The 15,042-nt window shown below is 71.8% G+C and carries 12 protein-coding genes; 7 read left to right on the top strand and 5 right to left on the bottom strand.

Going from position 1 to position 15,042, the window contains the following annotated elements:
* Positions 1–51: 51 nt before the first annotated feature.
* The 3 genes from bla to JNB50_RS01725 are packed head-to-tail and all read right to left on the bottom strand — an operon-like array spanning position 52 to position 3,588.
* Positions 52–987, bottom strand: coding sequence for a class A beta-lactamase (gene bla, locus JNB50_RS01735; RefSeq protein ID WP_208038400.1), 936 nt, complete (start codon positions 985–987; stop codon positions 52–54).
* A gap of 55 nt (positions 988–1,042) precedes the next feature.
* Positions 1,043–2,758: a phospho-sugar mutase gene (locus JNB50_RS01730; RefSeq protein ID WP_208038399.1), complete on the bottom strand. Its 1,716-nt coding sequence runs from the start codon at positions 2,756–2,758 to the stop codon at positions 1,043–1,045.
* Positions 2,755–3,588, bottom strand: a complete 834-nt coding sequence (locus JNB50_RS01725) for a purine-nucleoside phosphorylase (RefSeq protein WP_208038398.1) — start codon at positions 3,586–3,588, stop codon at positions 2,755–2,757. Before JNB50_RS01725 ends, JNB50_RS01730 begins: the two co-directional genes overlap by 4 nt.
* An 82-nt stretch (positions 3,589–3,670) precedes the next feature.
* On the opposite strand from JNB50_RS01725, the gene JNB50_RS01720 reads away from it, so the two are divergent.
* From JNB50_RS01720 to JNB50_RS01710, 3 genes are all read left to right on the top strand, one after another.
* Complete coding sequence (locus tag JNB50_RS01720; protein WP_208038397.1) at positions 3,671–5,107, top strand: NAD(P)H-quinone dehydrogenase; 1,437 nt, start codon at positions 3,671–3,673, stop codon at positions 5,105–5,107.
* Between the two features lie 15 nt (positions 5,108–5,122).
* Positions 5,123–6,994, top strand: a complete 1,872-nt coding sequence (locus tag JNB50_RS01715) for a cation:proton antiporter (RefSeq protein WP_208038396.1) — start codon at positions 5,123–5,125, stop codon at positions 6,992–6,994.
* A gap of 172 nt (positions 6,995–7,166) precedes the next feature.
* Complete coding sequence (locus tag JNB50_RS01710; RefSeq protein WP_208038395.1) at positions 7,167–7,988, top strand: type IV toxin-antitoxin system AbiEi family antitoxin domain-containing protein; 822 nt, start codon at positions 7,167–7,169, stop codon at positions 7,986–7,988.
* Positions 7,989–8,059: 71 nt separating this feature from the next.
* On the opposite strand, the gene JNB50_RS01705 is transcribed toward JNB50_RS01710, so the two are convergent.
* Positions 8,060–9,823 (bottom strand): biotin carboxylase N-terminal domain-containing protein, encoded by a 1,764-nt coding sequence (locus tag JNB50_RS01705; RefSeq protein WP_208038394.1) that lies wholly within the window; start codon positions 9,821–9,823, stop codon positions 8,060–8,062.
* A gap of 123 nt (positions 9,824–9,946) precedes the next feature.
* Entirely contained in the window at positions 9,947–10,582 is a 636-nt protein-coding gene (locus tag JNB50_RS01700; protein WP_208038467.1) for a nucleoside triphosphate pyrophosphatase, read from the bottom strand.
* Positions 10,583–10,606: 24 nt separating this feature from the next.
* Between JNB50_RS01700 and JNB50_RS01695 the strand changes: the two genes are divergently transcribed.
* Genes JNB50_RS01695 through JNB50_RS01680 form a run of 4 tightly spaced genes read left to right on the top strand, consistent with a single transcriptional unit; the run spans position 10,607 to position 14,913 of the window.
* Positions 10,607–11,917 carry a class I SAM-dependent RNA methyltransferase gene (locus JNB50_RS01695; protein WP_208038393.1) on the top strand — a complete coding sequence of 437 codons (1,311 nt, stop codon included), beginning with the start codon at positions 10,607–10,609 and terminating at the stop codon, positions 11,915–11,917.
* A 41-nt stretch (positions 11,918–11,958) separates the two neighbouring features.
* Positions 11,959–12,618, top strand: coding sequence for a response regulator transcription factor (locus JNB50_RS01690; protein ID WP_208038392.1), 660 nt, complete (start codon positions 11,959–11,961; stop codon positions 12,616–12,618).
* Positions 12,605–13,882 (top strand): sensor histidine kinase, encoded by a 1,278-nt coding sequence (locus JNB50_RS01685; protein ID WP_208038391.1) that lies wholly within the window; start codon positions 12,605–12,607, stop codon positions 13,880–13,882. The genes JNB50_RS01690 and JNB50_RS01685 overlap by 14 nt, the downstream gene beginning before the upstream one ends.
* Positions 13,879–14,913: a hypothetical protein gene (locus tag JNB50_RS01680; RefSeq protein ID WP_208038390.1), complete on the top strand. Its 1,035-nt coding sequence runs from the start codon at positions 13,879–13,881 to the stop codon at positions 14,911–14,913. Before JNB50_RS01685 ends, JNB50_RS01680 begins: the two co-directional genes overlap by 4 nt.
* Positions 14,914–15,042 lie beyond the last annotated feature (129 nt).

Below are 15,042 nucleotides of genomic sequence, written 5' to 3'. Positions count from 1 at the left end.
GCACTGTGCGCCGTCTCGCGGCCCACGGGGTCGCGCTGGGCGTCTCGCGGCTCAGCCGAGTGCGCCGAGGCCGCGCAGGGCGGCCCGGGCGGCGGCGGCCACGAGGGCGTCGTCGTTGTCGGCGTCCGCCGCCGGGTGGTCGGTGAGCACGGCCAGCACGATCGGCTTGCCCGTGTCGCGCCAGATCACGGCGATGTCGTTGCGGGTGCCGTGGTCGGCGCTGCCCGTCTTGTCGCCGACCGTCCAGCCCGTCGGCGCGACAGAGCGGATCAGGGCGTCTCCGGTGGTGTTGCCGACCAGCCAGGTCTTCAGCTGGGCGCGGCCGGCCGCCGAGAGGGCGGAGCCCAGCGCGTAGGCCCGGAGGTCGGTCGCCAGGGCGCGCGGACTGCTGGTGTCGGCACTGCCTCCCGGCGTGAGCTGGTTCAGCGTCGGCTCGACCCGCTCCGCACGCGTGACCGTGTCGCCGAGCTCGCGCAGGGCCGCTTGGAATCCGGCCGGGCCGCCGAGCGCCTCGAACAGCAGGTTGCCTGCGGTGTTGTCGCTGTACCGCACCGCGGCGTCCGCGAGCTCGCGGAGCGTCATCCCGGTCTCCACGTGCTGTTCCGTGATCGGCGAGTGGGCGACCAGCTGGCCGGACGTGTAACCGATCGGGGCGTCGAGACCGCCGGCCGGCGGGGCGGCGAGCACGGCACCGGCGGCCAGGGCCTTGTAGGTGGAGGCGTAACCGAAGCGTTCGTCGGCGCGGTACGCGATCTGCTTCCCTGTCCCGGTGTCGATCGCGTACACGCCGACGCGCGCACCGTGCTCCGACTCGAGCGCTTCGAGCGCCTTCAGTGCGGTGGCGCTGCGCGCGTCCGGCGAGGCCGAAGGGGCGGCGGACGGAGGGGCCGACGTGGTGCTCGGAGCTCCGCCCGCTGTCGGCGCACACCCCGCGAGGAGGGCGACGATCGTGAGCGGGACGACGAGCCGGAATTTCACACGCATCATCCCAGCCTCCGCCATGCGCGGCCGAAGGTCAAACCGAGAGCCAGCCTGCCACGCGTCAGGCGGTGAGCTCCCGCATCGCGTCGGCCAGGGCGGCGACGCGTCCCGTCGCCTCGGCGCGCCGCTCCGCGACCGTACCCTGGTCACTCGACGCGTCGATGTAGATCTTCAGCTTCGGCTCGGTGCCGCTCGGGCGGACCATCACGCGCGAGCCGTCGGCGAGCACGATGCGCAGCACGTCGCTCGGCGGGAGTCCGCCGAACCCGTCGCGCAGGTCGTCGATGTGGTCCACGGCGACGCCGCCCAGCCGGCTCGGGGGTGTCGACCGCAGCGCGGCCATGATCTCGCCGATGCGGGACAGCTCGGTCACCCGGATCGAGATCTGGTCGGAGGCGAAGTAGCCGAAGCGCTCGGCGAACGCGTCGAGGTGGTCGGCGATCGTGCGGCCGGAGGCGGCCAGCTCGTTCGCGAGGTCGAGGAACGCCGTCGCCGCCGAGATCCCGTCCTTGTCGCGGATGGTCTGCGGGTTCACCAGGTAGCCGAGAGCCTCCTCGAAGCCGTAGATCAGACCAGGTGCCCTGGACACCCACTTGAAGCCGGTCAGGGTGTCGGCGAAGTCGAGGCGGTAGGCCGCGGCGACGGCGGCAAGGGCCGGCGACGAGACGATCGAGCACGCGAGCGCACCGAACGCCGCACCCTCGGTCGCCGCGCGCTCGGCGAGCTCGGCCGCACGCCAGCCCAGGATCGCTCCCACCTCGTTGCCGCTCAACCGCCGGAAGCCATCGGCCGACGTCGCGTCGGGGATGGCGACCGCGAGCCGGTCGGCGTCGGGGTCGTTGGCGATGATCAGGTCGACGCCGGCCTCCCGGCCGGTCGCGTACGACAGATCCATCGCGCCGGGCTCCTCGGGGTTGGGGAAGGAGACCGTCGGGAACGCCGGGTCGGGATCGCGCTGCGCGGTGACGACGACCGGACGCGAGAAGCCGACGCGCTCGAACACGGCCTCCGCCGTGCGCCAACCGACCCCGTGCATCGCGGTGTAGGCGAACGAGACGGCGTCCCGCGGTGCGGAGGTCGTGGCGACGGCCGCTGTCGCCTCTACGTAGGCCAGCTCGACGTCGGGCGACGCGATCTCGAACTGCTCGGAGCGGGGGAGGTCGCCGACGTCGCCCTTCGCCACCTCCAGGATGTGCGCCGCGATCTCGGCATCGGTGGGCGAGACGATCTGGGAGCCGTGGTTCTCGCCGCCGAGGTAGACCTTGTAGCCGTTGTCGTTCGGCGGGTTGTGGCTCGCGGTCACCATGACGCCGGCACTCACGTCGAGGTGGCGCACGGCGAACGCCAGCACGGGGGTCGGCAGCAGGCGCGGCAGCAGCACGGCGCGCACACCGGCGCCCGCCATCAGCTCGGCGGTGTCGCGGGCGAAGACGTCGGAGTTCTTGCGGCCGTCGTAACCGATCACGACCGACGGCTGGGCGCCCTCGGCGTGCTCCAGGAGCCAGCGGGCGAATCCGGCCGCCGCCTGCGCGACCAGCACCCGGTTCATCCGGTTCGGGCCGGCGGCGATCTCGCCGCGGAGCCCCGCGGTGCCGAACTCCAGCCGGGTGTCGAACCGCGAGTGCAGGTCGTCGACCGCCTCGGCCGAGCCGGCCTCCGCCGCGACGATCAGCGACTCGAGCTCGGCGCGGGTCTCCGGGTCGGGGTCCTGTGCCAGCCAGGCGCGCGCGTCGGTGAGCAGCTGAGGAGTGTCGGCCGGCGTGCCTTGCGTGCTCACAAGGCCTCCACGATCTGGGCCAGGAGTGCGCTGATCACCGGCTCGGCCTCGCGGCCGGCGTCGATGACCTCTTGGTGGCTGAGCGGGGTCTTCTGGATGCCGGCGGCGAGGTTGGTGACCAGCGACATCCCGAGGATCTCCATGCCGGCCTGGCGCGCGGCGATGGCCTCCAGCGCCGTCGACATGCCGACGATGTGGCCGCCGATCGTCTTCGCCATCTGCACCTCGGCCGGAGTCTCGTAGTGCGGGCCGCGGAACTGCGTGTACACGCCCTCGTCGAGGGTCGGGTCGATCGAGCGGGCGACCTCACGCAGGCGCTTCGAGTAGAGATCGGTGAGGTCGATGAACGTCGCGCCCTCGAGCGGGGAGTCGGCCGTCAGGTTGATGTGGTCGCTGATGAGCACGGGCGTACCGGGCTTCCAGTGCTCCTTGATGCCGCCCGCGCCGTTGGTGAGCACCATGGTGGTCGCCCCTGCGGCCGCCGCGGTGCGGACGCTGTGGACCACCCGGCGCACGCCGTGGCCCTCGTAGTAGTGCGTGCGGGCGCCGATCACCAGGGCGTGCTTGCCGTTCTGGAGGCGGATCGAGCGCAGCGTGCCGACGTGGCCCTCCAGCGCCGGCTTGCTGAATCCGACGATCTCGTGCGCGGGGATGGTGGCGACGGTCTCGCCGATGAGGTCGGCCGCCTTGCCCCACCCGCTGCCGAGCGTGAGGGCGATGTCGTGCTTCTCGACTCCGGTCTTCGCGGCGATCTGCACCGCCGCCTGCCTCGCGACCTCGAACGGGTCGGTGGCGCGGTCGTCGAGCGGGTTCAGGGTGGTTTCGAGCATGAGCCAACTCTACTGAGCGCTTCCGCCGAGTACAGCGCGCGTGGGTGCGCATCGGTGCATCCCGATACGGAAGAATGAGGGCATGGCCTATGAATTCGAGCGGAAGCAGCGGATCGCCGTTCTCGGCGGCGGTCCCGGCGGTTACGAGGCGGCGCTGGCCGGTGCGCAGCTCGGCGCGGACGTCACCCTCGTGGAGCGCTCCGGTGTCGGCGGGTCCGCCGTCATCACCGACGTCGTGCCCTCGAAGAGCCTCATCGCCACGGCGGAGGCCACCAACGCCATCGGCGAGGCGACCGACCTCGGCGTGCAGTTCTTCACGCGCGGAGCGGGCGGCAAGCCGGTGCGCCCTGAGATCGCTGTCAACCTCGCGGCCGTGAACAAGCGCCTCATGGGTCTCGCGCGCCAGCAGTCGGAGGACATGCGGGCCGAGCTCGTGCGTGCCGGCGTGCGCATCGTCACGGGCGAGGGCCGGCTCGACGGCGACGACGCCATCATCGTCTCGACGGGAACCGGGGCTTCCGGCACAGACTTCGACCGGGTGGAGGCCGACACGATCGTGATCGCGGTCGGTGCGAGCCCGCGCATCCTGTCGTCCGCCGTCCCCGACGGGGAGCGCATCCTCACCTGGACCCAGCTCTACGACCTGGCCACCGTGCCGGAGCACCTGATCGTGGTCGGTTCCGGCGTCACGGGCGCCGAGTTCGCCTCCGCGTACACCGCGCTCGGCTCCAAGGTCACACTGATCTCGTCGCGCGACCAGGTGCTGCCCGGCGAGGACGCCGACGCCGCTCGCGTCATCGAGAACGTCTTCAAGCGCAACGGCATGCAGGTGCTGTCGAAGTCGCGTGCGGAGTCGGTCGTGCGCACAGAGACGGGCGTGGTCGCGACCCTCACCGACGGCCGCACCGTGGAGGGCAGCCACTGTCTGATGGCCGTCGGCTCCATCCCCAACACCGCAGGGATCGGGCTCGAGGAGGCCGGGGTGCAGCTCACACCGTCCGGGCACATCCGCGTGAACCGGGTCGCCCGCACCTCCATCCCGAACATCTACGCGGCCGGCGACTGCTCGGATCTGCTGCCGCTCGCCTCCGTCGCCTCGATGCAGGGCCGCACGGCCGTGTTCCACGCGATGGGCGATGCCGTGAACCCGATCGAACTGCGCAACGTGACGAGCAACATCTTCACGCAGCCCGAGATCGCGACGGTCGGCTGGAACCAGAAGCAGATCGAGGAGGGCATCGCCCAGGGCGACATCTACAAGCTCGCCCTCAAGTCCAACCCGCGCGCGAAGATGCTGGGCATCCGCGACGGGTTCGTGAAGCTGTTCGCCCGCACCGGCTCCGGAACGGTGATCGGCGGCGTCATCGTCGCCCCGCGTGCCTCCGAGCTGATCTTCCCGCTGGCCCTCGCCGTGGAGCACCGGCTCACGGTCGACCAGGTGGCCAGGGCGTTCACCGTCTACCCGTCGCTGTCCGGCTCGATCTCGGACGCCGCGCGCGCGATGCACATCGTTCTCTAGGCGGAGGCCGGGCGGATGGAGGAGATCCTGGTCATCGGCGTCCTCGCCGTCCTGACCATCGCCGCCGCCACGAGCTTCGGGCAGCGTTTCGGCGTCGCGTCGCCGCTGATCCTCGTGGTCATCGGCATCCTCGTCTCGTTCCTGCCGTTCGTCCCCCCGCTGACCCTTCAGCCGGAGTGGATCATCGCGGGCGTCCTTCCGCCGTTGCTGTACTCGGCCTCCGTCTCGATGCCGTCGATGAACTTCCGCCGCGAGTTCGGGGCGATCGGCGGCCTGTCGGTGGTGCTGGTCATCGTGAGCTCCCTGCTGCTCGGGGTCTTCTTCGCGTGGGCGATCCCCGGGCTCGGCCTGGGCTGGGGCGTCGCCCTCGGCGCGATCGTGAGCCCGACCGACGCGGTCGCGACCGGCATCGTGAAGCGCGCGGGCGTCTCCCCGCGCGTCGTGGCCATCCTGGAGGGCGAGAGCCTGCTCAACGACGCGACGGCGCTCGTGCTGCTGCGCGCCGCGATCGCGGCAGCGGCGGTCGCCGGGTTCACCGTCGGGGCGGTGACGCTCTCGTTCCTCTACTCCGTGGTGGTCGCCGTCGTCTTCGGCTGGGTCGTCGGCCGGCTGAACCTGATCGTGCGGGCGCGGGTGAAGGACGCCACGGTCAACACCGTCATCTCGTTCACAGTGCCGTTCCTGGCGTCGATCCCCGCGGAGGCGCTCGGCGCCTCCGGACTCGTCGCCGCGGTGGTCGCCGGTCTGATCACCGGCAGCAGGGCGCCGCGCGTGCTCTCGCCGGAGCACCGGCTGTCGGACTCCCAGAACTGGCGGACGGTCGAGCTGGTGCTGGAAGGCATCATCTTCCTCACGATGGGCCTCGAACTGTTCGGCATCGTGCAGAAGGTGCAGAACGATCACTCGGGCGTGCTGCCCGCCCTCGGCATCGCTGCCGCGGCCCTGCTGCTGACCCTCCTGGTGCGGGCGGCGTTCGTCGCGCCGCTCCTCGCCCTGCTGGCGCGGCGCGGCCGGCGCAGGGAGCGGATGCGGCCGACGCTGACCAAGCTGCAGGAGCGGCTGCAGGACCCGGACGCCGCCCGGCGGCTGCTCGAGCAGGGGCCGCAGCCTCCCGAAGCGCTGCCGGAACTGCCGGGGGACCCCGTCGAGGACCCCGACGCGCACGCGGAGGTGCTCGCGGCCGACCCCGCCGTGGCCCACGCCGAGGTGGCCAAGGTGGCGGGCGTACCCGCGGCCGCGGCCGCGGCGCGCGAGAGTCTCGGAGCGACGCCGTCGGGCTGGCGGGGGCGGCTGGTGCGGCGGCAGCGGGCGCGGCAGCGGGCGTGGACGGTCGAGAACATCACCCGATTCGGCACGCGCCTGCGCCGGGTGCTCGCCGACATCGACTACTTCACGGGAGCTCCGCTCGGCTGGCGGGAGGGGTCCATCGTCGTCTGGGCGGGGATGCGCGGGGCCGTCACCGTTGCGGCGGCGCAGAGCCTCCCGCAGGACACGCCCGGTCGCTCTGTGCTGGTGTTGATCGCCTTCCTGGTCGCGGCAGGGTCGTTGCTGTTGCAGGGCGGGACGCTCGGGCTGGCGCTGCGGATCGTCAAGCCGACGCCCGCCGACCCCGCTGCGGAGCGCGACGAGCGCGCGCGCCTCCTGGAGCTGCTGCACGAGGCGGGGGAGACCGTCCCACTGCCGGACACGCGGGAGCGGACTCCGGAGGCGTTCAACCAGCACAAGACCGCGCGGCTGCAGCGCATCCGTGCCCAGCGGGACGCCCTGCTCGACGCCCGCGACGACGGGACGTTCAGCGCCGACGTCCTGGCCGGCGCCCTGAGCAACCTCGACGCCGACGAGATCAGCATCGACCTCAAGGGCGACCCCACCGAGGCCACCGGCTAGCGCCGGCCGGCGCCAACGGAGGACTTCCGCCCGTCTCCCACCCCGATCTCCTCCGTTAGCTGCGGATCCCGGGCGTGTCGAGTGCGATCTCCTCCGCTCCCGACATGGCGAGTTGTCCACAGATCCGAGACGATGGCCACCTCGGGCCGCCGCGGTCCGGCAACGTGGCCACATGGATTGGCAGACTCGACTCCGCGCGCACGGTGGGGCAGCGACTCGACGGGAGCTCCGGGCCGTGCCCGATCGCGTGCTGACCGCCGCCGTCGAGAGCGGCTGGCTCGTCCGGCCGCGGCGTGGTGTCTACGCGCTCCCCGGTCTCCCACGAGAGGCGATCGCAGCGCTGAGCGCCGGCGGCCGCCTCTCCTGTGTCTCGGCGGCTCGGAGTTACGGGCTCTGGGGCGGGCAGGACGGAAGGTTGCATCTGAGAGTCGGCGCGCACGCCGGCCGAACCGACGCGGACACCGTGCGGCACTGGACGCCGAACGACGCGCATCCGGAACTCTGGCGCGTGTCGTTCGCGGAGTGCCTGCGGTCGGTCGTGAGCTGCGCAGATGAGGAGACCGCGGTCGCCGTACTGGACACGGCGCTGTCGGCCCGATCGGTCACGCTCGCCGGGCTCCGCAGAATCTTCGAGGGAACCACCAGGCAGTCGATGGCGGTGGCTGCGGCAGCGCGACCCGGGTCGGACTCCGGTGTCGAGTCCATCCTGCGCCAGCGCTTGAGCGTACGCGGCCATCACGTGGAGCAACAGATCGCGGTACCCGGTGTCGGTCGGGTCGACATCCGCGTAGACGGCGTTCTGTATGTCGAGATCGACGGTTTCGCCTACCACGCGGACAAGGCGTCCTTCGAGCGCGACCGCACGCGCGACACCGGACTCGCGCTGCTTGGCGCCCGCCGCGTTCGATTCCCCGCTCGGGACGTTCTCCTCGACGCCGATGCCGTGGTCGCGACGATCGAGGCCGTGTTGGCAACGGAGGAGATGAGAGCGTGAGACGGGCCTGGAAGCAGCTAACGGAGGAGTTCGGGGCCGGAACCCGGCCGAACTCCTCCGTTAGCGACGGCTCAGACGATGTTGAGGAGGAGGTGGCCGGAAGAGACGGTCTCACCGACCGAGGCGTTGATGCCGGTGATAGTGCCGTCCTTGTGGGCGGTCAGCGGCTGCTCCATCTTCATGGCCTCCAGCACCAGCACGAGGTCGCCTTTGACGACCGCGTCGCCGTCGGTCACCGCGACCTTGACGACGGTGGCCTGCATCGGGGCGGTCACCGAGTCGCCGGTGGCCGTGTCGACCGCGTGGGCGCCGGTGCGGCGGCGCGGAGCGGCCGCGGCGGCGGGCGTTGCTGCACCTCCGGCGAGGATGCGGGCGGGCAGCGACACTTCGATGCGCTTGCCCTCGACCTCGACCACGACATTGCTGCGGCGCTCGGCCGTGCCCTGGTCTCCGAGCTCTCCCGACCACGGCTCGACGCCGCCGGCCCACTCGGTCTCGATCCAGCGCGTGTAGATCGAGAACGGCTCGCCGTCCTGCGGGGCGAACGCGGGGTCGCGCACGATGGCGCGGTGGAACGGCAGCACGGTGGGCAGCCCGGCGACCTCGAACTCGTCGAGTGCGCGACGGGAGCGCTCCAGGGCCTCCTCGCGGCTGGCGCCGGTAACGATCAGCTTGGCGAGCATCGAGTCGAACGCTCCGCTGATGACGTCGCCGGCCTGGATGCCGCTGTCGACGCGCACGCCGGGGCCGCCCGGCGCCTTGAACACGTGAACCGGTCCGGGGGAGGGGATGAAGTTGCGCCCGGCGTCCTCGCCGTTGATGCGGAACTCGAAGGAGTGGCCGCGCGGTGTCGGGTCGTCGTAGTCGAGCTCGCCGCCCTCGGCGATCCGGAACTGCTCGCGGACGAGGTCGATGCCGGTGACCTCCTCGGACACCGGGTGCTCGACCTGGAGGCGCGTGTTGACCTCCAGGAACGACACCGTGCCGTCCTTGCCGATCAGGAACTCGCAGGTGCCGGCACCCTGGTAGCCGACCTCCTTGAGGATGGCCTTGGACGCGCTGTACAGCTTCTCCACCTGCTCGGGGGAGAGGAACGGCGCAGGAGCCTCCTCGACGAGCTTCTGGTGGCGGCGCTGCAACGAGCAGTCACGGGTGGAGACCACGACCACGTTGCCGTACGCGTCGGCGAGACACTGCGTCTCGACGTGGCGCGGCTGGTCGAGGTACTTCTCGACGAAGCACTCGCCGCGGCCGAAGGCGGCGATCGCCTCGCGCGTCGCCGACTCGAAGAGCTCGGCGACCTCGTCGCGGGTGCGCGCGACCTTGAGGCCGCGACCGCCGCCGCCGAACGCCGCCTTGATGGCGACGGGGAGGCCGTGCTGGTCGACGAACTCGAGGACCTCGGCCGCGTCGGCGACCGGGTTGAGGGTGCCGGGGGCGAGCGGCGCTCCGACCTTCTCGGCCACGTGGCGCGCCGAGACCTTGTCGCCGAGGCGCTCGATGGCCTCGGGAGAGGGGCCGATCCAGGTCAGGCCCGCCGCGATGACCGCGCGGGCGAAGTCGGCGTTCTCTGCGAGGAACCCGTAGCCGGGGTGCACGGCGTCGGCACCGGAGCGGCGGGCGATCGAGAGGAGCTTGTCGATGACGAGGTAGGTGTCTGCGCTCGTCGAGCCGTCGAGGGCGTACGCCTCGTCGGCGAGTCGCACGTGCATCGCGTCACGATCCTGGTCTGCGTAGACGGCGACGGAGGCGATTCCGCTGTCTTTCGCGGCACGGATGACGCGGACGGCGATCTCGCCGCGGTTAGCGATGAGGACCTTGGAGATACGTGGCACAGTTCCCTAGCCTATTGCCGGAGCCGGAGCAGCTTTTGGACGATTCCCACAAAAAAGCATTCGGGAGCCTTCAGGGAGTCAACAAGAGACCGAATCGTCTTCTCGTGCTGCGCCGGCGGGCGGTCACCCCCGGTTCCACAACTCCGTCCACTCGACGCCGAGCCGGCGCACCAGGTCGCGCAGCGTCGACAGCGACAGGCCGACGACGGTGCTCGGGTCGCCCTCCACGCGGGTGATGAACGGGCCGCCGAGGCTGTCGATCGTGAACGCGCCCGCGACCTCCAACGGTTCGCCGCTGGCCACATAGGCGTCGATCTCGGTCTCGGTGACATCGGCGAACGTGACCGACGCGACAGCCGTCGCGCCGACGGCCCCGTTCTCGCGCCCGTCGCGGTGGTCGATGAGCCAGTGGCCGGAGTGCAGGTCGCCCGTCCGCCCCCGCTGCGCGAGCCAGCGCTCGCGCGCGACCTCCGGCAGGTGCGGCTTGCCGTGGATGTGGTCGTCGATGGCGAACGCCGAGTCGCCGCCCAGGATCAGGCCGTCGATCGGAGTGCCGTCGAGGGTGCCGCGCACGGCCTCCGCTTTGAGTCGGGCGAGCAGCTGCACCATCGCCCCGGGCGACAGCGGGCCGTGCTCGGCCTCCGCTGCCGCGACCGCCGCCGGCTCGTCCACGTGCGACGGAACGACGACCGGTTCGATGCCGGCTGCGCGCAGCAGCGCGAGGCGGGCGGGGGAGGTGGAGGCGAGGTAGAGGCGCATGGTCACCTGTGGGATGCTCGGAGGATGCCCCAGAAGGACGAGGTCGAACTCGACATTATCAATGTCGCGCACGGCGGCGTGTTCGTCGCCAGGCACGAGGGCCGGGTCGTCTTCGTTCCGGACACCATGCCGGGCGAGCGTGTGCGCGCCCGCGTGGCCGACACCGCGCACGACCGGTTCTGGCGCGCAGAGCTGCTGGAGGTCCTCGAGCCCGCGGCCGAGCGCCGTGAGCACGTCTGGGACGCAGCCTCCGTACGCCGCGCCCCCGGGCAGCGCGCCGGCGGCGCCGAGTTCGGCCACATCCGGCTCGACCACCAGCGTGAGCTCAAGCGGCGCGTGATCGAGGACGCCCTGCAGCGCACCGCGCGACTCGACGCCGACACCATCGCCGCGGTCGGCCCCGACGGCGGCCGCCTGACGGTGGAAGCCGTGCCCGGCGAGACGGAGGACGGCACCGGCTGGCGCACGCGCGTGCGCCTCCAGGTCGGCAGGGACGGCACGATCGGCCCGTTCGCGGCGCGCACCCACACCGTGGTGCCCGTGACCGGCCTCCCGCTGGCGACGGCCGCGGTAGAGGAGTCGACGCCGTTCGGCCAGCGCTTCCCCGGAGCCGAGTCGGTCGACATCGTCGCCACCGGGCTGGGGGCGACGCACGTACTCGTCAACGACCTCCCGGAGGCGAACGGGAAGCGCGGCACGCGCGGCAGGCGCCCGGCGCGCCCACGCCGTCGACCCGTCCCGATCCGGGAGCGGGTGGGCGAGCGCGAGTTCCGGCTCGACGCGCGCGGCTTCTGGCAGGTGCACCGCGAGGCGGCGGCGACGCTCACCTCGGCCGTGCGCTCAGCCGTCGACGAGGCCGTCTTCGACCCGCGCGCCGCGAACCTCGACCTCTACGGCGGCGTCGGCCTGCTGGCGGCGGCGCTCGGCGACCGCTTCGGCCCGACGACACGCATCACGTCGGTCGAGTCCGACGAAGCCGCGACCGACGATGCGGCAGAGAACCTCGCGGAGTGGGTGGGTGCGTCGGCGGTGACCGCGCGCGTCGAGCACTTCGTGACCGCGCTGGCCGCGGACGCCTCCGCAGCCGAGCGCGCCCGGCTGCGCGCAGCGACCGTGGTCCTCGATCCGCCCCGCTCCGGAGCGGGACGCGACGTCGTGCAGGCCATCGCGTCGATGCGGCCCGCCCAGATCGTCTATGTCGCGTGCGACCCGGTCGCCCTCGCGCGCGACCTGGCGTATTTCGCCGAGCGCGGCTATCCACTGCGCTCGCTGCGGGCCTTCGACCTCTTCCCGAACACCCACCACGTGGAGGCCGTCGCCACGCTGACCCCGTGATCGCCCGGGATCCGAGCATGCTGCACACTACGATGGTCAGCATGGTGCGAGTCTCAATCGTCGACGATCATGAGTCGGTGCGCCTCGGACTCAAGGCGGCCTGTCAGGACGCCGGGTACGAGGTCGTCGTGGCGGCGGCGACGGTGAACGAGTTCGTCGAGCAGCTCGGCTCCCAGGAGTGCGATGTGGTCGTGCTCGACCTGTCGCTCGGCGACGGGTCCAAAGTCACCGACAACGTCAAGCGCGCGCAGGCGACCGGTGCCGCCGTGCTGGTGCACAGCATCGCCGACCGGGTGGCCAGCGTCCGGGAGGCGCTCGCCGCGGGTGCGGCCGGCGTCATCCCCAAGTCGTCCCCGACGACCACGGTCATGAACGCGATCGAGACGGTCGCGCGCGGCGACGTGCTCAACAACCTGGAGTGGGCGACCGCGATCGACGCCGACAGCGACTTCGCGAAGGCGCAGCTCGGCCGCCGCGAGCGTGACGTGCTGCACCTGTACGCCTCCGGTCTGCCGCTCAAGGCGGTCGCGGCACAGCTGGGGATCGCGAACTCGACCGCGCGCGAGTATCTCGACCGCATCCGCGTGAAATACGTCGAGGTCGGCCGGCCCGCACCGACCAAGGTGGATCTCCTCCGCCGGGCCGTGGAGGACGGCATCCTGCCCGGGCTCGATCCCGACACGGGCAATGAGCGCCCCTAGCCTCCCGCGCTCCACGCCGGGAGCGCCTATCGAGGCGGCCAAGCCGCGCAACCCGCTGAGCCGCGCACGCATCGAGCGCATCTCCGACCGCACGGTGTCGGCCTTCGGTCTGGTGTTCGGCCTGCAGACCTTCCCGACGGCGCTGGGCCAGCTGGGCGCGCTGCGCAGCCCGTGGGCGGCGGTCGTGCTGGTGCTGGTCTTCGGCGGTCTCGCGTTCACGGTGCTGCTGGCGATCTTCGCGCAGCGGTTCGTCAAGATCACCATGGGCATCCTCTCGATCGTCTACTTCGCCGCGATCGTGACGTGGCCGCTGCTGGTGTCGCAGCCGGCAGCTTTCGCGTCCGACAAGCCGTGGGTGTGGTTCCTCTGCTCGGTGTTCACGGCCTTCGCCGCCGTGGCGTACCCGCTCTGGCTGGCGATCGCGTACACCTTCATCACTCCGATCGCGTACGGCGTGGTGCGGGCGCTGCCGGCCGGCGGCGGGGTCGGTGCAGAGCTCGCCGGGCTCGACACGGTGTACGCGATCATCCTGGGCGGCGTCATCCTGGCGATCATCGCGATGATGCGGCAGGCCGCCACCGCCGTCGACATCGCCCAGAGCCAGGCGCTCGCGAAGTACGGCAACGCGGTCCGCCAGCACGCCACCGAGGTGGAGCGCGTGCAGGTCGACGCGATCGTGCACGACAGCGTGCTGACGACGCTGCTCTCGGCCGCGAGCGCCCGCACGCCGGAGCAGAAGGACTTGGCTGCGCGCATGGCGGCCGACGCGATCGGGCATCTTCACGCGGCGGAGGCCTCCGGGCCCGAGGACCAGACCCAGGTCGGCGTCGAGCAGCTGTCCGACCGCCTCGTCACGGCGGCGCGCGCGTTCTCCTCGCCGTTCGCGGTGGACGCGCAGGACGACGACCTCCACAGCCTCCCCGTGAACGTCGCGGAGGCGGTCTATTCCGCGGCGGTGCAGGCGATGGTGAACAGCATGCAGCACGCCGGAGGCGAGGACGTGCACCGCAGCGTCACGGTGCACGGCGGCGAGAACGGTGCGGCGGTCCGCGTGGTCGTGGCGGACGACGGCCGCGGTTTCGATGCGGACGCCGTGCCGGCCGAGCGGCTCGGCCTGCGGGTGAGCATCCGCGAGCGCCTCGCGAAGGTCGGCGGCAAGGCCACCGTCGTGTCGGCTCCGGGTGAGGGCACGACGGTGACGATCGTCTGGCCGGCGGCCGAGCACGGGTCGGTCGCCGATCGCGAGCAGGAGGCGGCGGGATGATCACGCTCAACAGGCTGCTCTTCCTCGGTCTCGGGGCGCTGTTCTCCGCCTACCACCTGTTCCTCGGCCTGTCGTCGCTGTCGATCCCGAGCGCCCCGGGCCCGGCGATCGTGGCGATGGCGCTCTACGCTGTCGCGACCGTCATCAGCCTGTGGCCGACCAGCCCCACCAAGATGCCGCTCTGGCTGGCCGCGTTCGACCTCGCCGTGTGCGTGGTCATCCCGATCCTGGTCACGAGTGAGCTCAACCCCGCGAAGGACAACGGGTACGCGACCTGGTACGTCGCCGCCGTCGGCACCTTGATGACGATCGCAGCGGTACGCCGCCAGCAGTTCGTCGCCTGGGTGGGCGTCGGCTTCCTGGCGGTGCAGACGGTGGTCTGGGCCGGACCGGGCGCCCTCGCCGGTCTGGGCGTGATCGGCTCCGTGGTGTGGGTCGGCGTCGCGGTGGTGATCTCCGGTTCGCTGGCGAAGGCGGGCCGTGACGCCCTCCAGTTCGCCCGGGCCGAGCGGGAGGCCACCGAGTGGCAGGCCGCGCAGGAGGCGCACGTGATGGAGCGCCAGCTGCGGCTGCGGCAGACCTACCGGGTGGCTGCTCCGATGCTCGCCGAGATCGTCCGCCGCGGCGGAGACCTCACCGAGGCGGAACGCCGCGAGTGCCGCTACCTGGAGGGCGCGATCCGCGACGAGATCCGTGGCAGGCGCCTGCTCAACGACGACGTGCGCCGCGAGGTCATGGACGCCCGCCGGCGTGGTGTGGTCGTGAGCCTGCTCGACGAGGGCGGCATCGACGACCTCGACCAGAGCGGGCTGGAGACCGTCCTGCGCCGCCTCGCCGACGCGATCCGCGGCACGACGACCGACAAGCTGATCGTCCGCACGGTGCCGCGCTCGTCGAAGACCGCTGTCACCGTCGTCGGCCTGCGGATGTCGGACGACGGCGCCGCCAATGCGCTGGGCGTCGAGTCGGACGACGACGAGGTCGACCTGTGGCTGGAGATCCCGCGCCCCCTCGTCGACGCCGCCCGCTGACGCGCAGTCCCACGCCCGCGGTTCCACGCGCGAGAGGCACGTTGTTGTCCCTTTCAGCGCTCGAAAGGGACAACAACGCGCCCCTCGGCGGAGTGAGTGGCGCGCGCGAAGAGTTGCGCGAGGCGCCGT

Source organism: Leifsonia sp. TF02-11 (assembly GCF_017565305.1).
GTDB lineage: Bacteria > Actinomycetota > Actinomycetes > Actinomycetales > Microbacteriaceae > Leifsonia.
This window is presented reverse-complemented; position numbering and strand designations above follow the sequence as displayed.

Bases quoted from the DNA above. Each gene is read 5' to 3' on its own strand.
- bla (WP_208038400.1), bottom strand. From the start codon at position 987: ATGATGCGTGTGAAATTCCGGCTCGTCGTCCCGCTCACGATCGTCGCC.
- JNB50_RS01725 (WP_208038398.1), bottom strand. From the start codon at position 3,588: ATGCTCGAAACCACCCTGAACCCGCTCGACGACCGCGCCACCGACCCG.
- JNB50_RS01720 (WP_208038397.1), top strand. From the start codon at position 3,671: ATGGCCTATGAATTCGAGCGGAAGCAGCGGATCGCCGTTCTCGGCGGC.
- JNB50_RS01715 (WP_208038396.1), top strand. From the start codon at position 5,123: ATGGAGGAGATCCTGGTCATCGGCGTCCTCGCCGTCCTGACCATCGCC.
- JNB50_RS01710 (WP_208038395.1), top strand. From the start codon at position 7,167: ATGGATTGGCAGACTCGACTCCGCGCGCACGGTGGGGCAGCGACTCGA.
- JNB50_RS01700 (WP_208038467.1), bottom strand. From the start codon at position 10,582: ATGCGCCTCTACCTCGCCTCCACCTCCCCCGCCCGCCTCGCGCTGCTG.
- JNB50_RS01695 (WP_208038393.1), top strand. From the start codon at position 10,607: ATGCCCCAGAAGGACGAGGTCGAACTCGACATTATCAATGTCGCGCAC.
- JNB50_RS01690 (WP_208038392.1), top strand. From the start codon at position 11,959: ATGGTGCGAGTCTCAATCGTCGACGATCATGAGTCGGTGCGCCTCGGA.
- JNB50_RS01685 (WP_208038391.1), top strand. From the start codon at position 12,605: ATGAGCGCCCCTAGCCTCCCGCGCTCCACGCCGGGAGCGCCTATCGAG.
- JNB50_RS01680 (WP_208038390.1), top strand. From the start codon at position 13,879: ATGATCACGCTCAACAGGCTGCTCTTCCTCGGTCTCGGGGCGCTGTTC.